22 protein-coding genes, 1 tRNA gene, 1 pseudogene and 1 riboswitch are annotated in these 24,443 nt (G+C 74.2%); of the genes and pseudogenes, 9 read left to right on the top strand and 15 right to left on the bottom strand.

All coding sequences use genetic code 11. From position 1 onward, the window contains the following. Positions 1-897: response regulator (locus KV557_RS38900; protein ID WP_256178604.1), on the top strand; the 897-nt coding region annotated here is incomplete at its 5' end. A 72-nt stretch (positions 898-969) separates the two neighbouring features. Here KV557_RS38900 and KV557_RS38895 read toward each other — a convergent pair. Next, positions 970-2,631: a long-chain fatty acid--CoA ligase gene (locus KV557_RS38895; RefSeq protein ID WP_218206548.1), complete on the bottom strand. Its 1,662-nt coding sequence runs from the start codon at positions 2,629-2,631 to the stop codon at positions 970-972. Between the two features lie 177 nt (positions 2,632-2,808). Here KV557_RS38895 and KV557_RS38890 point away from each other — a divergent pair, with 177 nt between their 5' ends. Further along, positions 2,809-3,000: a hypothetical protein gene (locus tag KV557_RS38890; protein ID WP_218206546.1), complete on the top strand. Its 192-nt coding sequence runs from the start codon at positions 2,809-2,811 to the stop codon at positions 2,998-3,000. Between the two features lie 45 nt (positions 3,001-3,045). Here the strand turns inward: KV557_RS38890 and KV557_RS38885 are convergent, their stop codons facing one another. Further along, complete coding sequence (locus KV557_RS38885) at positions 3,046-3,918, bottom strand: DUF1906 domain-containing protein (protein WP_218206543.1); 873 nt, start codon at positions 3,916-3,918, stop codon at positions 3,046-3,048. Positions 3,919-4,069: 151 nt separating this feature from the next. Here KV557_RS38885 and KV557_RS38880 point away from each other — a divergent pair, with 151 nt between their 5' ends. Continuing rightward, positions 4,070-5,140: an EamA family transporter gene (locus KV557_RS38880; protein ID WP_256178602.1), complete on the top strand. Its 1,071-nt coding sequence runs from the start codon at positions 4,070-4,072 to the stop codon at positions 5,138-5,140. A gap of 71 nt (positions 5,141-5,211) precedes the next feature. Here KV557_RS38880 and KV557_RS38875 read toward each other — a convergent pair whose 3' ends face one another. From KV557_RS38875 to KV557_RS43700, 8 genes are all read right to left on the bottom strand, one after another. Then, positions 5,212-5,982, bottom strand: a complete 771-nt coding sequence (locus tag KV557_RS38875; RefSeq protein ID WP_256178601.1) for a pyridoxine/pyridoxamine 5'-phosphate oxidase — start codon at positions 5,980-5,982, stop codon at positions 5,212-5,214. Between the two features lie 126 nt (positions 5,983-6,108). Beyond that, the gene (locus tag KV557_RS38870; RefSeq protein ID WP_218206541.1) at positions 6,109-6,249 is read right to left on the bottom strand and encodes a hypothetical protein; all 141 of its coding nucleotides are present in this window, start codon (positions 6,247-6,249) and stop codon (positions 6,109-6,111) included. A 209-nt stretch (positions 6,250-6,458) separates the two neighbouring features. Beyond that, positions 6,459-6,788 carry a hypothetical protein gene (locus KV557_RS38865; RefSeq protein ID WP_218206539.1) on the bottom strand — a complete coding sequence of 110 codons (330 nt, stop codon included), beginning with the start codon at positions 6,786-6,788 and terminating at the stop codon, positions 6,459-6,461. A 436-nt stretch (positions 6,789-7,224) separates the two neighbouring features. Continuing rightward, positions 7,225-8,589 (bottom strand): FAD-binding oxidoreductase, encoded by a 1,365-nt coding sequence (locus KV557_RS38860; RefSeq protein WP_218206538.1) that lies wholly within the window; start codon positions 8,587-8,589, stop codon positions 7,225-7,227. An 84-nt stretch (positions 8,590-8,673) separates the two neighbouring features. Then, complete coding sequence (locus KV557_RS38855; RefSeq protein WP_218206535.1) at positions 8,674-9,510, bottom strand: MerR family transcriptional regulator; 837 nt, start codon at positions 9,508-9,510, stop codon at positions 8,674-8,676. 130 nt (positions 9,511-9,640) lie between these two features. Beyond that, positions 9,641-9,728: transfer RNA gene (locus KV557_RS38850), tRNA-Ser, on the bottom strand. Between the two features lie 59 nt (positions 9,729-9,787). Then, positions 9,788-10,843: a S1C family serine protease gene (locus tag KV557_RS43705; RefSeq protein WP_308130282.1), complete on the bottom strand. Its 1,056-nt coding sequence runs from the start codon at positions 10,841-10,843 to the stop codon at positions 9,788-9,790. A gap of 47 nt (positions 10,844-10,890) precedes the next feature. Then, the gene (locus KV557_RS43700; protein ID WP_256178609.1) at positions 10,891-11,745 is read right to left on the bottom strand and encodes a hypothetical protein; all 855 of its coding nucleotides are present in this window, start codon (positions 11,743-11,745) and stop codon (positions 10,891-10,893) included. A 232-nt stretch (positions 11,746-11,977) separates the two neighbouring features. Beyond that, positions 11,978-12,126, top strand: a riboswitch (TPP riboswitch). Here KV557_RS43700 and KV557_RS38840 point away from each other — a divergent pair. The 4 genes from KV557_RS38840 (at position 12,119) to KV557_RS38825 (ending at position 16,470) form a co-directional block, all read left to right on the top strand. Next, positions 12,119-13,597 (top strand): purine-cytosine permease family protein, encoded by a 1,479-nt coding sequence (locus tag KV557_RS38840; protein WP_218206533.1) that lies wholly within the window; start codon positions 12,119-12,121, stop codon positions 13,595-13,597. It overlaps the preceding riboswitch by 8 nt. Positions 13,598-13,719: 122 nt before the next feature. Continuing rightward, positions 13,720-14,544 carry a glycerophosphodiester phosphodiesterase family protein gene (locus KV557_RS38835; RefSeq protein ID WP_218206531.1) on the top strand — a complete coding sequence of 275 codons (825 nt, stop codon included), beginning with the start codon at positions 13,720-13,722 and terminating at the stop codon, positions 14,542-14,544. Positions 14,545-14,815: 271 nt separating this feature from the next. Then, complete coding sequence (locus KV557_RS38830; RefSeq protein WP_218206553.1) at positions 14,816-15,391, top strand: ATP-binding protein; 576 nt, start codon at positions 14,816-14,818, stop codon at positions 15,389-15,391. A gap of 95 nt (positions 15,392-15,486) precedes the next feature. Beyond that, positions 15,487-16,470 carry a DUF5926 family protein gene (locus KV557_RS38825; RefSeq protein WP_218206528.1) on the top strand — a complete coding sequence of 328 codons (984 nt, stop codon included), beginning with the start codon at positions 15,487-15,489 and terminating at the stop codon, positions 16,468-16,470. Between the two features lie 193 nt (positions 16,471-16,663). Here the strand turns inward: KV557_RS38825 and KV557_RS38820 are convergent, their stop codons facing one another. Continuing rightward, on the bottom strand, positions 16,664-17,299 hold the full coding sequence (locus tag KV557_RS38820) for a bifunctional DNA primase/polymerase (RefSeq protein ID WP_218206526.1): 636 nt from the start codon (positions 17,297-17,299) through the stop codon (positions 16,664-16,666). A 612-nt stretch (positions 17,300-17,911) separates the two neighbouring features. Here KV557_RS38820 and KV557_RS44295 point away from each other — a divergent pair. Together KV557_RS44295 and KV557_RS38810 are read left to right on the top strand one after the other, a co-directional pair. Further along, positions 17,912-19,360: a PP2C family protein-serine/threonine phosphatase gene (locus KV557_RS44295; protein ID WP_218206524.1), complete on the top strand. Its 1,449-nt coding sequence runs from the start codon at positions 17,912-17,914 to the stop codon at positions 19,358-19,360. A 149-nt stretch (positions 19,361-19,509) separates the two neighbouring features. Next, positions 19,510-21,009: an aminopeptidase P family protein gene (locus KV557_RS38810; protein ID WP_218206522.1), complete on the top strand. Its 1,500-nt coding sequence runs from the start codon at positions 19,510-19,512 to the stop codon at positions 21,007-21,009. Between the two features lie 62 nt (positions 21,010-21,071). Here the strand turns inward: KV557_RS38810 and KV557_RS38805 are convergent, their stop codons facing one another. From KV557_RS38805 to KV557_RS45175, 4 genes and pseudogenes are all read right to left on the bottom strand, one after another. Then, positions 21,072-22,415, bottom strand: a complete 1,344-nt coding sequence (locus KV557_RS38805; protein WP_218206520.1) for a hypothetical protein — start codon at positions 22,413-22,415, stop codon at positions 21,072-21,074. Further along, entirely contained in the window at positions 22,412-23,089 is a 678-nt protein-coding gene (locus KV557_RS38800; protein WP_256178598.1) for an RNA polymerase sigma factor, read from the bottom strand. Before KV557_RS38800 ends, KV557_RS38805 begins: the two co-directional genes overlap by 4 nt. A gap of 157 nt (positions 23,090-23,246) precedes the next feature. Continuing rightward, the gene (locus KV557_RS38795) at positions 23,247-24,287 is read right to left on the bottom strand and encodes a hypothetical protein (RefSeq protein WP_218206518.1); all 1,041 of its coding nucleotides are present in this window, start codon (positions 24,285-24,287) and stop codon (positions 23,247-23,249) included. Positions 24,288-24,309: 22 nt separating this feature from the next. Continuing rightward, a pseudogene (locus tag KV557_RS45175) lies at positions 24,310-24,443 on the bottom strand (IS982 family transposase); the annotation flags it as partial.

Below are 24,443 nucleotides of genomic sequence, written 5' to 3'. Positions count from 1 at the left end.
GCCCCGCCGCGCCCGCTCGGCGCCCCGGCGCTGCCCGCCGTCGCACCGCAGCCGCCCGTGCCGGCCGAGGCCCGCAACGCCCCGCGCCCGGTGGCCGAGCTGCCCGCCGCCACCCGCGACCAGGCTCCCGAGGAGAAGCCGGCGACTCCGTCCGGCGAGGACACCGGCACCCGCCGGCTGCTGGTCTGGCCCGAGCCGGACCCGGCCACCCGGCAGGCCCTCCAGGAGCGCGGCTACCGCCCGGTGATCGTCCGCTCCCGCGAGGAGGTGGACGCCCAGGTGGCCGGCTTCCCCGCCGCCCTCTTCGTCGACCCGCTGACCGGCCCGATCACCCGCACCGCGCTGCAGTCGCTGCGCACCGCGGCGCTCAACAGCCGGGTCCCGGTGCTGGTCACCGCCGGTCTCGGCCAGGCCACCCGGGACGCCGCGTACGGTGCCGACCCGGCCGTGCTGCTGCGCGCCCTCGCGCCGCGCGACGGCGAGCACCACGCCCCGCGCGTCCTGCTGGTCGAGGGCGACCCGGACATCGCCGCCGCCATGATCAGCAGCCTGGAGCGGCGCGGCATGCACGTCGAGCACGCGGTGGACGAGAACGACGCGGTCGCCCGGGCCAGCAGCGTGCAGCCCAACCTGGTGGTGATGGACCTGTTCCAGATCCGCCGCCGCCGGGTCGGCCTGCTGGACTGGCTGCGCGCCAACGACCGGCTGCACCGCACCCCGCTGGTGGTCTACACCTCGGTGGACCTCGACCCGCGCGAGCTGCCCCGGCTGCGCACCGGCGAGACGGTGCTGTTCCTCGCCGAGCGCTCGACCAGCGCGGACGTCCAGTCCCGGATCGTCGACCTGCTCGGGCGGATCGGCGCGATGGGCGAGGCGAGCGTCTCCGCGGCCGGCTAGGGCCCGTCAGTACGCGAAAGGGCCGGCCACCCCCCGTCCGCAGGGGGGTGGCCGGCCCTCGCCGTACCGCCGTTACTCCTTGCCGAGCACCGTGACGTCCAGCTCGTCCGCCGCGTAGCCGGCCCGGATCACCTTCTTGTCGAACTTGCCGACCGAGGTCTTCGGCACCGACTCGACGATCGACCAGCGCTCCGGCAGCTGCCAGGAGGCGACCCGCTCGGCCAGGAAGGCCCGCAGCTCCCTGAGCACGACCGTGGCGCCCGGGCGCAGCACGACGGTGGCCAGCGGGCGCTCGCCCCACTTCTCGTCCGGGACGGCGACCACGGCGGCCTCGGCCACCTCGGGGTGGGCCATCAGCTGGTTCTCCAGGTCGACCGAGGAGATCCACTCGCCGCCGGACTTGATGACGTCCTTGGCCCGGTCGGTGAGGGTCAGGTAGCCGTCGGCGGTGATGGTGCCGACGTCGCCGGTGCGCAGCCAGCCGTCCTCGGAGAACTTGTCGTCCGGGCGGACCGGGTCCTGCCCGGCGCCGCCGTAGTACGCCCCGGCGATCCACGGGCCGCGCACCTCCAGCTCGCCCGCCGCGACGCCGTCGTGCGGCATCCGCTCGCCGGCCGGGCCGATCAGCCGGGCCTCGACGGAGGCCGGGAAGATGCCCTGGGTGATCCGGTAGGGCCACTCCTCCTCGGAGGTGAGGCCGCCGGGCGGCTGGGCGAAGGAGCCGAGCGGCGAGGTCTCGGTCATGCCCCAGGCGTGCAGCACACGGATGCCGTGCCGCTCCTGGAAGGCCTTCATCAGGGCCGGCGGGCAGGCGCTGCCGCCGATGACCACCATGCGCAGACTGGAGGTGTCGTAGTCCCCGGCGTCGAGCTCGTCCAGCAGGCCGCTCCAGATGGTGGGGACGGCGGCGCTGACGGTGGGTCGGACGGCGGCGATCATCTCGGCCATCGGCTTCGGCTGGAGGAAACGGTCCGGCATGAGCAGGTTGGCACCGGACATGAAGGCGGCGTGCGGGATGCCCCACGCGTTCACGTGGAACATCGGGACCACCGGCAGCGCGGTGTCGCGCGGGGTGAAGGCGAAGTTGTCGCCGGTGTTGACCTGGAGGCAGTGCAGGTAGACCGAACGGTGGCTGTACAGCACGCCCTTCGGGTCCCCGGTGGTGCCGGAGGTGTAGCAGAGCACGGCGGCCTGCCGCTCGTCGATGTCGCTGCGCCACGGGTACGCGGTGGGCCGGCCCGCGATCAGGTCCTCGTACTCGTGCACGGTGCCCCCGAAGCCGGCGAGCAGCGCGCGGTCGCCGGGGCCGCTCACCACGATGTGCTTGAGCGTGGGGTTGAGGTCCGGGAGGACGGCGGCGAGCAGCGGGAGGACGGTGCCGTTGACGATGATCACGCGGTCGGCGGCGTGGTTGACGATGAACGACAGCTGCTGGGCGGGCAGCCGCAGGTTCAGCGTGTGCAGCACGGCCCCCATGGCCGGGACGGCGAGGTACGCCTCCAGATGCTCGGCGTTGTTCCACATCAGGGTTCCGACCCGGTCGTCGCCGGTGACCCCGAGCTCGTCGCGCAGCGCGTGCGCGAGCTGGGCGGCCCGCGCCCCCACCTCGGCGTACGTGCGGACGACCGGCCCGGTGCCGTCCCAGGTGGTGACGGTGGACCGGGCGTGAATCGTGGACCCGTGCTCCAGGATCCTGGCGACGGTGAGCGGGACGTCCTGCATCGTGCTGAACACGGGTCCTCCTTGACCTGGCGGCACTGGCGGCTGCGCCTGCGGCACCTACCGGGCGGTAATGCGCGCGGACGTGCCCGATTGTGCCCGCCCGCCGGGCCGCTGTCAGTATCCCGACCCCGTTGCACGGATCACGGAAGGGCCCGGAAAGCGTTCCTCGGGCGCGGGATACTGGGCGGCATGGACGAGAGCCAGGACGGGCGGCAAGTGCGGCGCGAGCCGGTGCGGTTCCAGGTGCCCTGCCCGAACTGCTCGGGCGGGGTGCGGACGCGGGCCCGGCTGGGCGTCCGCGGCGACCGGACCGGGACCGGCCACATCCCGGAGACCTGCCCGGACTGCTTCGGGCGGGGCTGGGTGCCGTTCGACAGCTGAGAACGTTCGGCCGCTGAGAATTCGGCTCTCGGGGGACGGCGCGGGTCAGCCCGCCGTGGGACCGTCGACGTGGTTGCGGTCGATGCTGAGGGTCGCGCCGCCGTACGTCTCCTCGACGTTGCCGTGGTACTGGTGGACGCGCTGGTGGAGGGCCCACAGGTCGGGGCTGAGCGCGCCGGAGCCCGCGGTGTCGGCGTGCTCGTCCCAGCGGGCGTACCAGAGCCCGTCGGGCAGCGGGGAACTGCCGGCCCGGGCGGCGGCGGCCAGGTCGGCGACACCGGAGTTGAGGCTGGAGTAGAAGCCGGAGCGGTAGCCGGCCGCGTGCAGCCCCTGCGTCCAGCCGACGGTGAAGTCGACCACGGCCTGGCCGCAGGCGGCGTCCCGCATCGGGTAGGCCTCGATGTCCAGGTAGACCGGGCTGCCCACGCCGAACCCGAGCGCCCGCAGCCCGCGCACCGCCTCGACGGCCTCCTGCCGGCCCTGCTGCGCCGCGTGCGCCGGGTCGATCCGCTCCGGCTTGTGCGTGAGCTCGCTGCACGGCGCCTGGAGCCCGACGTGCACCGGCAGGAACCGCCAGCCAATCGCCCGCGCCTGGCGGACCCACTCGGCGGTCAGCCGGGGCTGGCCGCAGCCGCGCTGGGAGCCGCTGGTGTAGATGCCGACCGCGCCGTACGGGGAGGCGCCGCGCCAGGCCCGCAGGGCGTCCAGCGGCGGCGCGGTGCAGGCGTCGAAGGCGGGGCCGGCGTAACCGTCCCGGACCTTGGGCGGGCCCGGCCGGTCGGGCAGCGTGACGGCCCGGATGCGGGGGACGGCCGCGGCGGCCGGGGCGGTGGCCTCGTCGCTCACGCCCGTCCCGTCAGTGGCCAGCAGAAGCACGAGGGAGGCGGCGACGATGGCCGCGGGGCGGAGATAGCGCACCGGGCCTTGATACTGACGGACCATCGGATGAACTCGGCAACCACGCCGCGGGCCCGCGCGAGCCCATCCTTTCGGGCGCACCCGTCCGCATCCGTCCCGATATTTGTAACGAGCTTGCCCGTTCGTCACTCCTTACGGCAAACTCGCCAGCATGCCCACGCCCCACCCCAGCGAAACCGCCGCCCCGACGCCGGCCGCCGCAGCGGCCGTCTCCGAGGCCCTTGCCATGCCGCCCGCCCCCAAGGGCGAGCCCGCCGGCGAACGTGGCAGCTGGCGACGAGGCGAGGCGCCCGGCCCCGCGGCACCACCCGGCCTTCGGCCCGGCCGGCCCACCGGCCGGTTCGCGAAGGTCCTGCGGCGCCCGGAGCGGATCCCGGCGCCGCTTCTCTGTCTGGCCGCGATGTTCCTCGTGCAGACCGGGATCGCCCTCTCCAAGCCGCTGTTCGGCCCGCTCGGGGTCAGCGGCACGACGTTCCTGCGGCTGGGCTTCGCGGCGGTCATCCTGCTCGCCGTCACCCGGCCGCGGCTGCGCGGCAAGCGCCCGCGCGACCTCGGCGCGGCGGCCCTGCTCGGGATGGCCTCGGCCGGGATGACCTTCCTGTTCGCCGGGGCGATCGACCGGCTGCCGATGGGCACCGCCGCGACCATCGAGTTCCTCGGCCCGCTCGCCGTCGCCCTGGTCTTCGCCCGGCGCGCCAGCCATCTGCTCTGGGCGCTGCTGGCGGCGGCCGGGGTGGTGCTGCTGACGCTGCTCGGCGAGGGCGGCGACGGCGGTGGGCTGGACCCGGTCGGCCTGCTGTACGCCTTCGGGGCCGCCGCCTGCTACGCCGCGTACATCCTGTTCACGGACAAGGTCGGTGCCGCGTTCCAGGGCTTCCAGGGCCTCGCGGTATCGATGACGGTCGGTGCGCTGACCCTGGCGCCGTTCGGGCTCGGCGAGGCCTGGGACGGGCTGACCGCGCCCGGCGCCTCGCCGGTGGTGCTGCTGGCCTCGGTGGCCGGGGTGTCACTGCTGCTGCCGGTGATCCCGTACGCGCTGGAGATGACCGCGCTGCGGCGGATGCCGCAGCGGGTGTTCAGCGTGCTGGTCAGCCTGGAGCCGGCGGTCAGCGCGCTGGTCGGCCTGGTGGTGCTGGGCCAGTTGCTGGGTGCGCCGCAGCTGGCCGGGATCGGCTGCGTGGTGGCGGCCAGCGTCGGCGCCACGCTGACCGGGCGGCGTTAGGACGGCCCGAGGTCGCTACGGCGCCACGTCGCCACGGCGCCACGGCGCCACGGCGCTACGGCGCTACGGCGCTACGGCCAGAGCAGGGTGCGGGACCACTCCGGGGTGCGGACCGGGCCGGTGCGGGTGTAGCGCAGGCGGACGTGGCGGCGCTGGGCGTCGCCCTGCCAGAACTCGACCTCGTGCGCCCAGAGCGTGTAGACGGCGTGCCCGGCCGCGACGGCGTCCGGGGTGGCCTCCAGCCGGCGGCGGGCGACCGCGACGGCCTCGTCGTACTCCTCCAGCGAGGCCAGCGGCTCGCTCTGCCGCCCGACCAGCGCGCCCACCCGGGCGGCCGGGGAGCGGGTGGCGAACTCGGCGGCGGCGACCAGGTCGGCGGCCCGCTCCACGGTGCCGCGGACGCGGACCTGGCGGCCCAGCTGCGGCCAGTAGACGGTCAGCGCGGCGGCCGGGTGGTCGGCGAGCTGACGGCCCTTCGGGCTGTCGGCGGCGGCCGAGAAGACCCAGCCGGTGCCGGCCGCGTCGACGTCCCGCAGCACCAGCACCCGGGCGTCCGGCACGCCGTCCGCGTCGACCGTGGAGAGCGTGACCACCTGCGGGTCCGGCACGCCGGCGTCGAGCGCGGTGGCGAGCCAGTCCACGAACAGCGGGCCGGGCTCGGCGGGGGCTGCCTCGGCGTCGAAGGTCGGCAGTGGCCGGGCCATCGGCGGGCGGCCGAGCAGCAGTTCGGGTACGGACCTCGGCTCGGGCCGGTGCTCGGGCCGCGACTCGGGCCTCGGATCCGGTCCCGGTGCAGGCCTGGCCTCGCCCGGGCCGGTCAGGCCCTCCTCCTCCGCTGCCATCGCGCCCTTCCTTCCGGTTGCCGCGGTCGCCGCCGCGGCCGGCCGGGTCGTCCTGGACCCGGGCGCGCGGTGCGCTGTCGGAGCGCAACCGTACCGCCGTGGACCGACGGCTCCGGGCGCGGGCCCTCACTGGGCGGGTCCGGCCTGCCCGGGTGGGCCGTGGCGGGCCGTCGGCGGGCCACGGCCCTGCTCGGCGGGGGCGGCGACGGCCGGTTCGTACCGGGCCCGGACGCACTCGTGGGCGGTGCCGGTGACGGCACCGCCCACGAGGCCGGTTTCGCGGCGACCCTTTCCGCTGGCCGGTCATGCGCTTCGGTGTCTGCGCCCGGGCGGGAGGACCGCCCGGAGGCTGCTTCGAGCCTCGCCGCGGGTGATCAGCTCACCCGCGGCCACCCGCCTCCGGCGCCCCCGCCGGTGGTGGTGTCCGCTCGGATCATCGGACTCGGATCATCGGACTCGGATCATGGATCGCCGGATCAGTGGAAGACCGGCGCGAAGACGACGTTGAGGTTCTTGTTGGACTGGCCGGCCAGGATGGTGCCCGCGTTGTCCTTCGCCGCGAGCGTGTTGTTCTGGTTCGAGGCGCCGGCACCCGTGGCCGTCTGCTGGGTGGAGACGTAGTTTCCGTCGACCGAGCCGAAGACGTTGCCCGTGCCGACGTTGGACACCACGCCGGCGTTGGAGCCGGCGCCCGCCGCCGCGCCGTTGTCGGCCGCCGCGGCACCGGCACCGGCCAGCAGCAGGCCGGCCGCGAGTGGGACGGCGAGCAGGAAACCGGCCACCCGGCGGGTGTGGATGCGAGCCATGAGAGCCTCCAAGAAACTGAAAATCGTGCAATGCGTGCGGGAGTTCGCCGGCCAGACGAACACCTGCGGGCTGCGACGCCGAGAGACAGACTTCCGCAACAAATCGACAAAGCGCCACCTCATGGAGCAGTTTTCGCCCGTTCGCGTGATATCCACCGGGGGCTCGCATAACGGCCCGACCGCCGGACAGTGCACTGACACACCAGCGCTGAGCTGGGATTTCGCCCGAACGGCCGCCCGGATCGACACCTCGCGGAGCGGCGCGCGACGGTGCACGAAGAATTCCGCGCGCCGCCCACGGCGCGGAGGCACGGCAAACGCGCCCCAAAAAGGTTCGACTACCGCTCCATGTCGATATTTACCGGCAATTCTGAAGACCATCAGACCGGTCGAAATATCAGACCGAAATACCGGACGGGAAGAGTAGCGCGGACTATCAGATCATCTTGCCCGGATTGAGGATCCCCAGCGGATCGAAGACCGCCTTCAGCTGCCGCTGGAGGTCCAGCGCCACCGGCCCCAGCTCCCGCGCCAGCCAGTCCCGCTTGAGCAGCCCCACCCCGTGCTCGCCGGTGATCGTGCCGCCCAGCTCCAGCCCGAGCGCCATGATCTCGTCGAAGGACCGCTGCGCCCGCGCCGCCTGCTCCTCGTCCGAGGCGTCGAAGATGACGATCGGGTGGGTGTTGCCGTCCCCCGCGTGGCTGACCACGCCGATGGTCAGCGCGTGCCGCTCGGCGATCGCCGCAACGCCGTTCAGCATCTCGGCCAGCCGCGAACGCGGCACCGCCACGTCGTCGATCATCGTGGTCCCCAGCCGGTCCAGCGCGGGCAGCGCCAGCCGGCGGGCCGCCAGCAGCAGCTCGGACTCGGCCTCGTCGTCGGCCGGCGCCACCTCGGTCGCGCCCGCCGCCCGGCACAGCTCCGCCACCCGGGCCAGCTCGGCCGCCCGGTCCGGCCCGTCGAAGGCCACCAGCAGCAGCGCCCGGGTGGACTCCGGCAGCCCCATCCGGCCCATCGCGTTGACGGCCCGCACGGTGACCGCGTCCATCAGCTCCATCAGCGACGGGGTCAGCCCGCGCGCCATCACCTCGCAGACCGCCACCCCCGCCGCGTCCGCGCTCGGGAACTCCGCCGCCAGCGCCAGCTGCGGGGCAGGCGCGGGCCGCAGCGCCAGCACCGCCCGGACCACCACGCCCAGCGTGCCCTCCGAGCCGACCAGCAGCCGGGTCAGGTCGTACCCGGCCACCCCCTTCGCCGTCCGGCGCCCGGTGGACAGCAGCCGCCCGTCCGCCAGCACCACGTCCAGCCCGAGCACGTACTCGCTGGTCACCCCGTACTTGACGCAGCAGAGCCCGCCCGCGCCGGTGCCGATGTTGCCGCCGATCGTGCAGGACTCCCAACTGGACGGGTCCGGCGGGTAGGCGAGGCCCAACTCGGCCGCGGCGCGCGAGAGTTCCGCGTTCACGACGCCCGGCTCGACCACCGCGATCCGGTTCACCGGGTCCAGCTCCAGGATCCGGTTCAGCTTCACCAGCGAGAGCACGATGCACCCGTCGACGGCGTTGGCCGCGCCCGAGAGCCCGGTCCGCGCCCCCTGCGGCACCACCGGGACCCGCAGCTCGGTGGCGGTCCGCAGCACGTGCTGCACCTGCTCGACCGTCTCCGGGAAGACCACCACGGCGGGCGTCCCGGCCGCGCAGAACCCGGCCATGTCGTGACGGTAGGTGGCCGTCACGTCCTCGTCCACGACGACCGCCCCGGGCGGGAGCCCCTGCGCCAGCCGATCCGTCAGATCACCCATCGCCGTCTCCGCTCACCGCCCGCAACCGTCCCCCGCACTCTGCCCGCACGCCGGGGGCCCGGCAAGTGGGCCCCCGGCGGGCGCTCAGCGCGGCTCGACCGGCTCCTGAAGTTCGGTCACCCAGTGCGCCGGGTCGTCCGGGCACTCCAGGTACAGCTCGCGGGCGTAGCCGGCGGAGCGGTAGCCGTTGGCGTCGACGAAGTGCGCGAGCTCCTGGAAGCTCCCCATCGCCTCGTCCATCGAGCCGCGGTGGACGACGGTCGCCGCCCGCTCGATCGGCGGCAGATCGACGATGTCGAAGTGGTACGCCCCCGCCGCCCCCGCCGGCACTCCCGGCCCGACCGGGACGCCGACCCGGATCAGCACGGCACCGCCGCCCTCCGGCGCGTCCTCGTACCGGGCGACGGACGGGCCGGCGCCGGCCACCCCCGCCGCCTCCAGCCGGCGGCACAGCTCGGCGAACAGCGGTCCGATCACCGGTCCGATGTCCTCCGGCTGGTAACTCGCGGCCACCGCGCTCAGTTCGGCCACCCGGACGGACGGCACCCGCTTCACGACGACATCGTGCGCAGACATGGTCCCCTCGCTCTCGATCGTCCGGAGCCTCGCCTCCACCCGGGCCAGCCGCCGGGCGTCCGCCGCGATCGCCGCGGCGAGTTCGGCCCGCCGCAGCCGCAGCATCCCGCGCAGCTCGGCCGCGTCCACCTCCTCGTCCAGGACGGCCCGCACCTGCTGGAGCGTGAACCCCAGCTCCTTCAGCGCGATCACCCGGTTTAGCCGGGCGAGTTGGGCCGCCTCGTAGAAGCGGTAGCCGCTGACCGGGTCCACCCGGGCCGGGCGCAGCAGCCCGATCGCGTCGTAGTGGCGCAGCATCCGCACCGACACCCGGCCGTGCTTGGCGAAGTCTCCGATGGTCAACATGGTGCTCCCAGTGCACGGCCTCCCACGGTGTCAGGGTCAAGCGGCCACCGCCCGGCCCCGCCGGGAAACACCGAGGGCGGGTGCCGACGATCGTCGGCACCCGCCCTGAGCAGGTGTTTTCCCCTACCGGCGGAGAGCGTGGGATTCGAACCCACGGTGACGGGTCACGCCACGACAGTTTTCAAGACTGTTCCCTTAGGCCGCTCGGGCAGCTCTCCAGGCGGAGGTCAGCCTAACGGGTCCGGCGGGGTTCGGTGCACACGGTTTCGCGAGGGGGTCAGCTGGGGGTGTCGCCTTCCCGCGAGCCGAGGGTGACCTTGGTGGTCATGGTCTGGCCGTTGCGGACGTACTCGACGTCGACGGTCTCACCGGGCTTGTGCGTCCAGATCCGGCTGACCAGGGCCGGGCCGTTCTCGATCGGGGCACCGCCGAGCTTGGTGATGACGTCGCCGGGCTTGAGGCCGGCCTTGTCGGCGGCGCCGCCGGGGGTGACGGCGGGCTGGCCCTGGACGTCGCGGGTCTGGATCGCCGCGCCGTCGCCCTTGTAGTTGTCGTCGCGCAGCACGTCGAGCTTGGCGTACACCGGCTTGCCGGTCTTGATCAGGGTGTCGGCGACCCACTTGGCCTGGTTGATCGGGATGGCGAAGCCCAGGCCGATACTGCCGGCCCGGCCGTTGGCGGAGGCATTGGACTGGATCGCCGAGTTGATGCCGACCACGGCGCCGCTGGAGTCGAGCAGCGGGCCGCCCGAGTTGCCGGGGTTGATCGAGGCGTCGGTCTGAAGGGCGTTCATGTACGAGGCCTGGGCGCCGGTCTCGTCGCCGGAGGCGACCGGGCGGTCCTTGGCGCTGATGATGCCGCTGGTGACGGTGGACTCCAGGCCGTACGGGGCGCCGATCGCGATGCTGGCGTCGCCGACGTTGACCTTGTCGGAGTCGGCCAGCGTGAGCGGGGCCAGCTTGCCCTTGGGCGGGTTGTCGAGCTTGACCACGGCCACGTCGTAGCCCTCGGCGCGGCCCAGCACCGAGGCGCTGTAGGAGGAGCCGTCGGCGAACTTGACGGTCAGTTTGCCGCCGCTGCCGGTGACGGCCGGGGCCACCACGTGGTTGTTGGTGAGGATGTGGCCCTCGGTGTCGAAGACGAAGCCGGTGCCGGTGCCCGACTCGCCGTTGCCCTGCGCCTTGATGGTGACGACGCTCGGCAGCGCCTTCTGCGCGATGCTGGCGATCGAGCCGGGGGCGGGCTCGTTCTTCTGGGTGTTGCTGGCCTGGATGGTGGTGCTGCGGTGGTCGTCGGCGGTGGCGGTGGTGCTCTTGTCGCCCGAGACGGTCACGCCGACCGCGCCGCCGGCGATGCCCGCGACCAGGGCGACGGCGGCGATCAGGGCGACCAGGCCGCCGCGCTTCTTCCGGGGGGCGCCGGGGCCGCCCGGGCCGCCGGGGTAGGCCCCCGGGTAGCCGAGCGGGCCACCGGGGGCACCGGGACCGCCGGGGTAGCCCGGGCCGCCGGCGGTGGTGTCGTGGGCGGCGCCCCAGCCGCCGAGCGGCTGGCCGGCGCCGAACGGGTGGTGTCCCGGCCGCCGGCGCGCACGACCCGTACGGCGCCCCGGCCGCCCCCGGCGCGCCCGCCGCCCACCACCCGTTCGGCGCCGGCGGCCGGGACACCGTGGGTCGGGGTCGCGTACGGGTTGGCACCCGCCGGCAGGCCCGGGGCGGGCGCGGCGACCGGGGCTGCGGCGGCCGGCGCGGCAGGTGCGGCGGGGGCGGGCGGTGCGGGCGGCAGGACCGGCGGCGGCGCGTCGATGTAGCCGGTCTCGGCGGCGGGCGCGGCAGGCGTCTCAGCGGCCGGGGCGGCGGGAGCGGCCTCCGGCGCCGGGACCTTGGTGAAGGCCATGGTGGGCTTGTGCCCGCCCTCGGCCGGAGCGGCCTCCGGCTCGGCGGCCGGGGCAGCGGGGGCCGCCGGAGCAGGGACGGCCGGAGCCGCCTCCGGCTCGGGGACCCGGCTGAACGCCATGGTGGGCTTGTGCCCGCCGTCCGCCAGGGCGGCCTCCGGCTCAGCGGCCGGGGCGGCGGCGGCCGGGGCGGCGGGCGCCGCCTCCGGCTCGGGGATCCTGCCGAAGGCCAGGGTCGGCTTGTGGCCGTCCGGAGCCGGGGCGACGGCACCGGCCGCCTCCCGGCTGCCCGAGGGCTGCTCCCCCTGCGGCCCGGTGGGCCCAACCTCGCGCTCGGTGCTCACGGACGACCTCCATAGCTGACAGAACCAAGGACCATAGTTTTTCGCACCGGCGATTCGATTGCCGTAAGGACCCCTCTGAAGAACTCATAAGAATCCTTAGGCGGGACCGACGACGGCCGCTCGACGACCTGCCGACGGGGTGCTCCCCCACCCCCACCGACCGTCCCGCGATGCGGACCGCGCACCCCCTGGCCTTGGGCGTTCGCCCACGTGCCGGTTAGCCTGTCGCTCCAAACTGACACGCGGGAGCTTGGACCCACCAGGCTGAGAGTGCGCTGGTCGACCGTACGCCACGGGAATCGTGGGCGGACCGTCGAGGGGGCGCTGACCGCCGGAACCTGTCCGGGTAATGCCGGCGTAGGGAGTATCGGCCATGCCGTCTGCTTCGCCATCCTCTTCTTCGGGCGCGCCCGCGTCCAAGGATTTCTCCGAACCGTCCACGCCCCCGACTCACGATGTCCCGGCCGCCGGCGCGGGCACCGGCGCGGGCGGGCCCTCGTCCGGTGCCGCGACCGCCGTGCTGGACCGGCCGGAGAGGGTCGAGGCGCCGCTCGTCCTGGACACCGAGCCGCCGCGCACGCTGCGCTTCCGGGACCACTTCGCGCTGTGGATGAACCTCGGCGTCAGCCTGATCGGCTTCTCCACCGCCGCCACCGTGCTCGGCGCCCCGGGCAGCGAGCTGTCGCTGGCCGCCGCGGTCACCGCGATCGTGGCCGGCACCGTCGTCGGCACCGCGATGCTCGGCGTGGCCGCGCTGATCGGCGCCCGCACCGGCGCGCCGGCGATGGCCAACCTGCGCGGCCTGTTCGGCACCCGGCTGTCGTACGTCCCGACGGTGCTGAACATCGTCCAGTGCATCGGCTGGGGCGTGTTCGAGCTGCTGACGATCTCGGCGGGCGCGCAGACCGTCGCCCACACGGACGGCTACCGCTGGCTCTTCGTCCTCCTCGCGGGCGCGCTGACCACCGCGCTCACCATCTGGCCGCTCGGCTCGATCGCGGTGCTGCGCCGCTTCGTGGCCGGCGCCGTCGCCGTCGCGATGGTGTACTTCACGGTCCAGCTGGGCCGCCACGGCGTGCCCGACCCGGGCGCCGGCAACTGGCACGGCTTCCTGGGCGCGACCGACGCGATGATCGCGGTGTCGATCTCCTTCGTCCCGCTGGCCGCCGACTACACCCGGCACTCGCGCACCCCGCGCTCGGCGTTCTGGGGCAGCTTCTCCGGCTACACGCTCGCCCAGGTGTGGTGCTACGCGCTGGGCCTGATGGCGCTGCTGCAGTCGGACGGGGACCCGAACAAGATCTTCGACTCGTTCCTCGGCGTCTGGGCCGGCTGGCTGTTCCTGCTGGTGCTGGTGCTGCGCGAGACGGACCAGTCCTTCGCCAACGTGTACTCGACCGCGATGTCGGTGCAGAACCTGCTGCCGAAGGTGGACCGCCGGGTGCTGACCGGCGGGATCGGCGTGCTGACCACCGTGCTGGCGCTGCGGATCGACAAGTTCACCGACACCTACACCAACTTCCTCGGCCTGATCGGCTCGGTGTTCGTACCGCTGCTGGCCGTGCTGGCGGTGGACTACTTCTTCGGCGCCGGCCGGCACGGCTGGAACCTCTCCGCCGACGCGCCCTCGCGCTGGCTGATGCTGCTGCCGTGGGTGCTCGGGTTCGCCGTCTACCAGTTCATCGCGCCGACCCCGGTGGCCGGCTGGTGGACCGACTTCTGGACCTCCCCCCAGGGGACGCTGCACTTCACCCCGCAGGAGTGGACGTCGGCCTCGCTGTTCGCCTTCCTGCTGCCGGCGCTGATCACCTGGGCGCTCACCCCGCTGACCCGCCGGGCCGCGCAGGGCTGAGCCCGGGACGGTCGCGAACCCCGGACCGACACGAATCCGAGCCCGACGCGAAAGCGAAGACGGCCCCGCAGGTTGGGACCGTCTTCGCTTTCGCGTCACTTCCGCCGCCTATCGTTGGCGGTGTGACCAGCCCAGATCTGTCCCCGGCGGCCTCGCGCACCGCGCCGCCCGTCCAGGTGATCGCCCACCGTGGTTCCTCGGCCGCCCTCCCCGAGCACACCCTCGCCGCCTACCGGCGCGCCCTCGACGAGGGCTCGGACGCGGTCGAGTGCGACGTCCGGGTCACCGCCGACGGCGAACTGGTCTGCGTGCACGACCGCCGGATCGGCCGGGTCTCGAACGGGCAGGGCACCGTCTCGGCGATGACGCTCGCCGAGCTGGAGGCGTACGACTTCGGCGCCTGGAAGACCGGCCGGCCCAGCACCGACCCCGAGCTGCGCGGGGTGCTGCGGCTGGAGCGCCTGCTGGAGCTGGTCGTGGACTGCGGACGGCCGGTGGACCTGGCGATCGAGACCAAGCACCCGGTCCGCTACCGCGGCCGGGTCGAGGCCGAACTGCTGCGGATGCTCGAACGGTTCAAGATCGCCGGCAGCCGGGATGGCGACCGTCCGTCCGCCCGGATCATGAGCTTCTCCTCGATCGCCCTGAACCGGCTGGCCGCCGCCGCGCCGGAGTACCCGCGGGTGTTCCTGTTCGAGCGGATGCTGCCCCTCCTCGGCCAGCTGCGCCCGGGCAGGCCGCTGCCGGGCGGGGCGCGGATCGCCGGGCCCGGCATCGAGCTGGTGCGGGCCCACCCGCAGCTGGTGCCGCGGCTGCGCGAGCTGGGCCACCAGGTGCACGTGTGGACCGTCGACGAGCCGGCCGACGTGGAGCTCTGCCTGGAGCTCGGGGTGGCGGCGGTCATCACCAACCGGCCCGCGGAAGTTCTGGCGCAGCTCGGGCGGTGATCCAGCCGCGCGCGCCCGTGTGCGCCTGCGCGCGCCGACGCACGCCTGAAAGAACCTGATCGGTCTGGTCGGCAGTCAAACCTTCCGCGCACGTTATTGCCGGAAATTGTGCGCCGGCACGACAGAGGGTGAGCGGGTAATGACCTCGCGACCACCCTCGGTCGCACGGCTCGAAATGGACTCGCGGGATCGTCGCGCGGTCGTTTCCGACGCATTACCAAGGGGCATCCATCCCTCGGCATACGCTGAAGGAGGTCCGGGGGTGGCGTTGATGGTGGCGCGTGAAGTGCCGACTTCATCGACCATGGCAGTGCCGCACGGCCCATCGAGTGTCGGGGTCGCACGGCGCCGACTGCGTCGAGATCTTGGTGATCGGGAGATACCGGAACCGGTCATTGATGATGCCGTACTGATCCTTTCCGAACTGTTGAGCAATGCGTGCCGGTACGCCCGGCCGCTCGGCCCGCTGCCCGCCCTCGGGCGCAGCGCCCGGGCCGAGGTCGTGGATCAGGTGCTGGTCGGCGTCCCCACCGGGGCGCACCCCGGCGCACCGGCCAACCGGGACTCCGAGGAGGCCGGGAGCGACGGCGGTGGCGTCCTGGTCCGCTGGCAGATGCACGCGGACGGCGTGCTCACCCTGGAGGTCACCGACGGCGGGGCGCCGACCCGGCCGCTGCCCGCCAGCCCCTCGGTGACCTCGCGCGGCGGCCGCGGCCTGAGCATCGTCGACCAGCTGGCCAGTGACTGGGGCGTACGCGACGCGCCCGGCGAGGTGACGGTCTGGGCGGCGCTGCCCGCCCGCGCCCGACACGCCCGGCGCACCGGCGGTGACGCCCGCAGCGCCTGACGCCCTGCGGTCCGCCCCGGCGCGTGCCCACGCGCCGGGGGAACGTCAGTAGGCTTCCCGGAGCAAAGGACCACCGTCCCCGGGAGAGCCGCACCATGGGCAAGAAGGCCGCCAAGAAGGCGCCGCAGCGTCAGTCCACCACCGCCGTCACGGGCGAGATCCCCGTGGTCGGGGCCCGCGAGAACTGCCCCTGCGGCTCCGGCCGCCGGTACAAGGCCTGCCACGGCCGGGAGGCCTCGCACGCGGTGCAGGAGCTGGTGCACCGCCCGTTCGAGGGCCTGCCGGGCGAGGCCGACTGGGTCGCGCTGCGCGAGCTGGTGCCCGCCGCCACCGTGCCGCTGACGCTGGCCGCCGGGGTCGCCGAGACCGCCAACGGCGAGGTCCCGTCGGTCACCCTGGCCACCGTGCTGCCGCTCGCCTGGCCGGCCCTGCGCCGCCAGGACGGCTCCATCCTGCTCGGCCTGCAGACCCAGTCCGCCTCCGGCGACCTGAGCCGCGACCTCGCCGACGCCCTGGAGCTGGCCCTGGCCGCCGAGCCGGGCAGCCCGGTGCCGGCCCGCCGGACCGTCGCGGGCGGGCGCCGCCTGCAGGACCTGCTGGACGTCACCGCCGCGTTCACCCCCGCCGTGCACGCCGGCTTCGAGTTCTGGCTGGAGGACGCCGAGACCGCCACCGGCGAGGTCGCCGCCTCGCTGGAGCGCGCCAACGCCTCCGCCATCCCGACCGAGAAGCTGGCCGGCGTCGACGCCGCCTACTGGTGCGGCACCCCGGACAAGAACCACCTGCGCTGGGTGATGACCGTGCCGGAGGAGAAGCTGCTGGACGCGCTGGCCCGGCTGAACGCCGCCGGCGAGGCCTCGCTCGGCCCGGACACCCGCCTGGTCGGCTCGTTCCGCGCGCACGGCCTGACCGTCCCGGTGTGGGACCTCCCGCTCGCCATGACCGCGACCGACTGCGAGAAGCCTGCCGCCGAGTTCGCCGAGCGGCTCGCCGCCGTTCTCGCCGACGAGACCCCGCTGACCGCCGAGGAGCGGCGCACCCGCGCGAACCTGGTGAACCGTCAGGTCACTTTGAACTAAAGCATGCAGGGGCGGAGTGATACGCGTCACATTGTCGCCGTGAAGCGCAATTTCCGGGCGTGGAGGGCGTCTTGGAAATTGGCGCGGGCGCGGATCCTTGTTACTGTCTAAAGAGTCCGGTCGCTGGTGCATCCCCCGTCGCCAGCGGCCGGATCTTTTGCTTTTCCGGAGGAGCCCAAGGGAACCCCGGGGATCAGTACGCCGAGCGCCCGCTGTCCAGCCGGACCGTCGCCTCCACCAACTCCCCCAGCAGCGGCCCGACCTGCGGCAGCCACACCCCGCCGTCCGCCGCCGGACGCGGCGCCAGCACCCAGCGCACCCGGCCCGCCCCGACACCGGGCGGCAGCGGCAGGAAGCCGCCCGGCCCGTGGTAGTGCAACGAGCCAGGCACCCAAGGCAGTTGGGCGAGCATCTCGCCCAACGCGTCCAGCGAGTACGGGGCCACCAGCAGCGCGTACCGGCCCGGCATCGCCAGCACCGGGCCGAGCGGCAGCCGCAGCGCTCCCAGGTACGCGATCGCCCGGGCCCCGGCCTCGGCCGGCAGGCTGACCGCCGACAGCGTCCGGCCGGTGGCCGCCAGCACCGGCGCGTCCGGGCTCTGCCGCTCCCACCACCAGCGCACCATCCGGGCGTCCGTGGTGGCCGCCAGCAGCGGCGGGTCGTGCGGGTGCGCGCCCGGGACCGGGCAGTCCCCGTGGCCGCAGGAGCACTGCCCGTCGCGCAGCACCGCCCCCGGCACCACCGGCCAGCGGTGGTCGACGGCGGCCTCCAAGGCCGCGGTGAGCCGGGCGGACCGGGCCGACGGGCAGCCCCTCGGATTCTCACGCATGGCGCTCGTTCCTTTCCCTGACCGCTCGGTTCGCTCCGGGGCCGCCGGCCTCCGCCGACTCACCGCGCGGGCCCGCGACACGGCCCGGAGGACGCGCGGCGGGCGGGCGGTACGACGGACGGCGCGGCGAGGACGTGGAGCACGGTGTGGAGCACGACATGAGAAGGGCCGCGCACGGGAACAGCCCTTGGAACGAGAATCGCGTATGCGCCCGGATGGACGCCGCCCGGGCGCGCTTGGTTCCACCGTACGAGTGAGTGATATCCGGCCAGCCCGGCTTCCGGGCGGCGAAAGCATACGATCCGGACGGCCGCCGGGTCCGCTCTCACGGTTCTGCCCGCTCCCGGGCCGGTCCATACCTCCCGGCCGGAACGGCGCGCGCGCGACCCGGACGCGCCCTCCGTCCGGGTCGCGGAGGATGTGGAACCGGCCCCGCCTCGTCCCGGATCTGGACATGCCCCAAATGGCCTGTGTAGAAGTGGTGGCATTGCTGTCGATCAATGACGAGTAGTAGCGAATCGAGGCGAAACACGCCCTTTGGCCGTGCTCGCTCCACATCGGCCGTACCTGGGGGTTCCGCATGACCCGTAGCACCGCGTCAGGAGTGGCGGCATGACCGAGTCGAACCCGTCGTCGTCCCGCCCGTCGCCGACGACCTCCGAGCCGGGCGAGCCCGGCTGCGCCGGCGGGCTCTCCGTCCTCGACCCGCCGGGCGTGCCCGGCCCCGCCGACGCCCAGGACGGCGCGGCGGACCCCCGTACGGCACCGTCCGCCGGGGTGCAGGACCGTTTGGTCGGACGCCTGTCCGATTTCACCAGCCTGCACGAGCACATCGAGCGGCTCGCCCGCGCCCGCGGCCTCGACGCCACCGTCGCCGCCGTCCTCGCCTCCGGCGCCGACCTGCTCGGCGCCGGCCGCGGCGTCCTGGTCACCCGGCAGCCCGGCGGCGGCCCCGGCCAGCCCGTCGGCCTCGGCCTCGACCGCGCCAGCCTCGGCGCGCTGGAGACCGTCCCGTCCGAGCAGAGCCTGCTCGCCCGGCTGCTGCGCGACCACGACCGGCCCGAACGCCTGCACTCCCCCGACCTCGCCGAGGACCCGGCCACCGGCGCCCGGCTGCGCGAACTCGCCACCCACCTCGGCCTCGGCGGCTGCTACGGCCTGCCGCTCGCCACCGAGGAGGACGGCCCGCTCGCCGCCGCCGTCTGGTTCTACGAGGGACCCGCCGAACCCACCGAGCGCCAGCGCGAACTCGCCCACCGCTACTGCCGGATCGCCGCCCCGCTGCTCGCCAAGCAGGTCGAGGCCGACAAGGTCCGGCGCACCACCGAAGCCCTGCGCCGCGGCCTCCTGCCCGACCGGCTCCCCCAGCCCGCCGGGCTGCGGCTCGCCGCCCGGCTCGTCACCGCCGCCCTCGACCGCTCCTGCGGCAGCGACTGGTACGACGCCATCCCGCTGCCCGACGGCACCGTCGGCCTCACCGTCGGCTCCGTCTCCGGCGACGGACCGGGTGCCGGCCCCTGCTCCGCCCCCGGCGCCGCCGCCGCCATGGGCCGGGTCCGGGCCGCCCTGCGGGCGTACGCGGTCCTGGAGGGCGAGGACCCGGTCTCCGTCCTCGGCGACCTCGAACTGCTGCTCAAGACCACCGAACCCACCCGCACCGCCACCGCCGTCTACGCCTGGGTCGAACCCGACGAGCGCCGGATCACCCTGGCCGGCGCCGGGCACTGCCCGCCGATCCTGGTCAACCGGCACGGCGCCGAGTTCGTCGAGACCTCGCTCTCCGCCCCGCTCGGCATGCTCGCCTGCTGGGAGGCGCCCGGCGTCGAACTCACCGCCGAACGCGGCAACACCCTGCTGCTCTACACCGAGGGCCTCGCCCGCCGCTGCGGCCCCACCCTGCACGCCGGACAGGCCAACCTGCGCCGGGCCGCCGCCGACGCCCCGCGTGACGTCCGGATCGACCCCGACCGGCTCTGCGCCCACCTGCTCGCCGTCTGCCCCGACCGCGACGGCGCCCACGCCACCGACGACCTGATGCTGCTGGCGGCCAGGTTCGACTAGGGCGAGTCCGGAGACCGGCCCTGGGTCGTCCCGGCCCCGAAAGGGTGAGCGGCCGGGCGTCCGTACCATGGGACGCACGGCCGCCCACCTGCGTCGCGATCCGACAACCCCCACGGGCGGCCGGCACCACCCCCAAGGAGGCGTTGTACGTGACCGAGGACCGCACCCCGGCGGTGGCCGAGAACCCCGAGGCCACCGGCGGCCAGGAGCCCCAGCAGTTCAAGGGCCGCAAGAACGGCCTGTACTCCGAGGTCTCCGACGAACTGGCCGCCTCGATGAAGACCGGCTGGGCCGACACCGAGCTGCACGGCCTCGCCCCGGTCGCCCAGGCCCCATACGCGGCCGAGCGTCGCGCCCGGCTCTCCGCCGCCTACCCCGGCGAGCGCCTGGTGATCCCGGCCGGCAACCTGCGGGTCCGCTCCAACGACACCGACTACAACTTCCGCGCCGCCAGCGAGTACGTGCACCTCACCGGCGACCAGACCGAGGACGCCGTCCTCGTCGCCGAGCCCACCGGCGACACCGGCCACGAGTTCGGCCTCTACCTGCTGCCCCGCTCCAACCGGGAGAACGGCGAGTTCTGGCTCGACGGCCACGGCGAACTGTGGGTCGGCCGCCGGCACAGCCTCACCGAGCAGGAGCAGCTGCTCGGCCTGCCCGCCCGCGACGTCCGCAAGGCCGCCGACGAGCTCGCCGCCCGCGCCAAGGACTCCGCCGCCCCCACCCGGATCGTCCGCGGCTACGATGCCGGCCTGGAGGCCGCCCTCGCCGACGTCCTCGACGCCGAGAAGGACGCCGAGTTCAGGGAGTTCCTGAGCGGCCTGCGGCTGGTCAAGGACGAGTGGGAGATCGGCGAGCTGCGCGCCGCCTGCGACGCCACCGTCAAGGGCTTCACCGACGTCGTCCGCGAGCTCGGCCAGGCCGTCGCCACCTCCGAGCGCTGGATCGAGGGCACCTTCTGGCGCCGCGCCCGGGTCGAGGGCAACGATGTCGGCTACGGCACCATCGCCGCCGCCGGCCCGCACGCCACCACCCTGCACTGGGTCCGCAACGACGGCGACGTCCGCCCCGGCGAGCTGCTGCTGCTCGACGCCGGCGTCGAGACGCACACCCTCTACACCGCCGACGTCACCCGCACCCTGCCGATCAGCGGGCGGTTCACCGACCTCCAGCGCAAGATCTACGAGGCCGTCCACGACGCCCAGGAGGCCGGCATCGCCGCGGTGAAGCCCGGCGCCCGGTTCCGCGACTTCCACGAGGCCTCCCAGCGCGTGCTCGCCGAGCGCCTGCTCGCCTGGGGCCTGCTCGACGGCTCGGTGTACGACGTCGAGAAGGTCCTGGAGCTCGGCCTCCAGCGCCGCTGGACCCTGCACGGCACCGGCCACATGCTCGGCCTCGACGTCCACGACTGCGCCCACTCCCGCCGCGAGGAGCACGTCGACGCCCTCCTGGTGCCCGGCATGGTCCTCACCGTCGAGCCCGGCCTGTACTTCCAGCAGGACGACCTGACCGTCCCGGAGGAGTACCGCGGCATCGGCGTCCGGATCGAGGACGACATCCTCGTCACCGCCGACGGCAACGAGAACCTCTCCGCCGGCCTCCCCCGCCGCTCCGCGGACGTCGAGGCGTGGATGGCCTCGCTGGCCTGACCGGCACGCCGAAGGGCCCGGCCTCCCCGCAGTGGGGCGGCCGGGCCCTCGGCGTACGACGGCTACGGGTTCATCGGATAGGAGAACCGCGGGCTGACGGTCACCGAGTTGCCACTGAGCCCGTCGCCCTGGGCGCTCAGCGTCACGTCGACCCCGGCGCCGAGGTAGCTCGACCCGAGGTTCAACCGGAGGTCGAACACCGAGTCCGCCCCGCCGGCCACCGACCGGTCCAGCAGCGAGGTGTCCACCACAAACCTGCCGCCGCCGGCGGAGGACACGCCCAGCGACCGCCAGGTGCCGCCGTACAGCGCCTCGACCGTGACCTCCTCCGGCTTCAGCGAGCCGCTCGTGGCGCCCGGGCCGAGCCGCTCGGTCAGCACCACCGACGGAACCACCGAGTTCAGCGGGGCCGTTCCCGGGTTGGTCGCGGTCAGCTGGAACTGGGAGGGCGTCTTGCCCGTCACCCCTGCGGAGGGCCCGCCGGTGAGCCGTACGGTCGGGGCGACCGGCGCGGCCTTCGTGGGCGCGGCCGCCGCCAGCTGGACGTCCGTCACCACCGCGGCCTCCTGGGACGGGCCCTGGGGGGACGGCACCAGGGCGAAGGACTCGATCGACAGCGTTCCGGCTGCGTTGTCCCCGGTCAGGTCCAGGCGGTACCGGATCGTCCGGCCGGCCCCTGCGGCGAGCGGGAACGCCACCGCGTCGCCGGAGCTCCGGTAGTCGGCGGAGGCCTCGCTCAACGGCACGTCCGTCCACGAGCCGCCGTCCTGCCGCTGCAGCCGTCCGCGCACTGGCGCCGAGGCACCGGCCCCGACGACCGAGGCGCGGGCCGCCACCACGGGCGCCACGGAGTCGTAGCGCTGACCGGTGGTGTTGGTCCACGTCACCGAGAAGGCCACCGGGCCCGACCCGGGGACCAGCGGCTTCGATCCGGACAGGCCGTCGACCGTGATCCCGATGCCGTGGGCCGACCGCTCGGAGGCCGAGGCGGACGGGGGCTGCGTCGGGGCGCTCGCCGGAGCGTCGGTGGCCGTCGGCCCGGGCGGGGCCGTCTGCGCTGCGGGGGCGGTCGAGGCGGCGGAGGCGGTCGGTGCCTGTGACACGCCCGGCGTCGGCCCGGTGCTGAGGCTCGCCGCCGGAGGGGCGTCCCGACGGTCGGCCGAGGTATCGGTGTGGACGCCGAACACACCGATCACCACCGCCGCGGCCGCGAGCATCGGGACGGCCGCCAGGTACAGCGGCCGGTTCCGGCGCCGCCGACCGTCCGGCGGAGCAGCGGGGCGCAGCGACGCGACGGTCACCTGGTTCGTGCGGGCGGTCATGGCCTCCCGGAGGAGCCGCTCCATCGGGGAGTCCTCGACCGCGTTCCACCCGGTGTCGGCCGAATCGTGATGGTCGTCGGTCATCGAACCTTCTCCAGGTGCTTTTCCAAGGCGTCCAGGGCCCGGCTGGCGGTGGACTTCACGGCACCCCGGGACAGCCCCAGGGTCTCGGCTATCTGCGCCTCCGACAGGTCGGACCAGTAGCGCAGCACCAGCACCTCACGCTGGCGGGAGGTCAACTCCTGCATCGCCACCAACACCCGCCGGTGCTCGTCGTTGAGCACGGCGTGGTCCTCCGCCGATGCGGCGTCCGGCTCGTGCGGCGGCACGTACTCGCGGGCGGTCCTGCGACGGCGCAGCATCGACCGGGCACCGTTGACCACCGAGGTCCGCAGGTACCCGAGCGCGTTGTCCAGGTCGTCCAGGTCCTCGCCGTACCGCTGGTACAGCTGCGTGAACGCCTCCTGCACGACGTCCTCGGCGAGGTCCTGATGGTCGACCAGCAGGACGGCCATCCGCACCAGGCCCAACCGGTGGGCGTGGTACAGATCGGTCAGCGTCGGCCGCTCCTCCACGGGCTTGCGCCCGCCACGCAGCAGCCGGAAGCCGGAACGGCGCCGCGCCGCCTGCTGGTCGGTGGTCGGGCCGGCGATCGGCTCACCGGCCTCCTGAGCGCCGAACAGCACGGCGACCACTCCGCGGACGGAGAAGCCGCGCCCCCTCGCCGGCGCGGCGATCGGCCCGATGGCCATGGACATGTGCGTTACCGCTTTCCTCCCTGCAGAACCGGGGATTTCCCGGGCCGTCAGGACCTGGTCGTTCCGATCGAAATGATCGACGGGGGCGGCCGGGCCGACGCACAACCGCGCGGTCCGGCCACCGGCGTACCCGCCGGGGCGGCGGGCCGGACCGCCGTCAGGCGATCGGCGAGTTGGTGCTGAAGTCCCACTTCGGGAGGTCCGCCATCGGCGTGAAGGCGCGCGGCCGGACCGTCTGCAGCGTGCCGCGGACGCCGTCCGACTCCGCGCCGACGGTCAGCTCCAGGCCGTTGCCGGCGATCCAGCCCTTCGGCAGGCCGAACCGGAAGTCGAAGGACACGCTCTCCCCCGGCGCCAGCGTGCGGGCCAGCGAGGAGGTGTCGATCCGGATCATCCCCTGGTCGTCGAAGGCCCCGGCGAGGGTCTTCCACTCCCCGTTCAGCTGGACCTCCGCGGTCAGGTCCTGCGGCTTCATGCCGTGCTGGAGCTGCGGGCCGAGCGGGTCGATCCCGGTGATGTACGGGGTGACCACGTGGCTCGCGGCGCCGTCCGCGTTGGTCAGCCGGACGTTCAGCTGGGTGGGCACGTGGCCGATGGTCATGTCGGTGGGCTTGGACAGCTCGACCTTGACCACGCTCTGGTTCTCGACGTCGAGGCGCACGCCGGCGCTGCCGGCCTTGGTCCGGCCGGAGCCGTACGCGACGTACGCGTCCGCGGTGATCGGCAGCCGGCCGCCGGTGTTGTCACCCGCCAGCGTCAGCCGGTACTTGACGGTGCGGCTCTCGCCGGGCGCGAGCGCGAAGGCCCCGCCCTCGGCGTCATTGCGCTCGCCGTCCTGCACGAGCTTGACCGCCTTCCACCCGGCCGCGTCCTTGCGGTCCAGCGTGCCGTGGGCGTAGGCGTTGCAGCCGCTGCAGTCCGCCGACCGGTCGAACGCGAGGGACTGGACCACCGGCGCGACCTGCTCGTAAGCGGCCGAGCTGCGGTTGGTCAGCACCACCTCGAAGTCGACGTAGCCCGAACCGGCCTTCACGTGCTGACCGTCCGCCAGCGAGCGGAACTCGACCCCGACGTCCCCGCTGTGCGGCTCCGCCGGGGCGGCGGGCTGCGCGGTGGCCGGAGCGGCCGGCCGGGTCGACGGCTGCTGGGCCGGGACGGCCTTCTTGGCCGGCGCCTTGGCCGGAGCCACTGCGGGCACGGCCGGAACGGGCTCGGCGGCCGGGGTGGCCGGGGCCGCGGACGGGGCAGGTGGAGTCCGTGATCCACACCCTGTCGTGCCAGAAGTCGGTGTCCTTGGCCAGCACTCGTATCAGGCGCTTGATCTGCGGCAGAGCGGCCCGCAGCCGCTTGTTGT

This window comes from Kitasatospora aureofaciens (genome assembly GCF_019192735.1).
GTDB classification, from domain to species: domain Bacteria; phylum Actinomycetota; class Actinomycetes; order Streptomycetales; family Streptomycetaceae; genus Kitasatospora; species Kitasatospora aureofaciens_A.
This window is presented reverse-complemented; position numbering and strand designations above follow the sequence as displayed.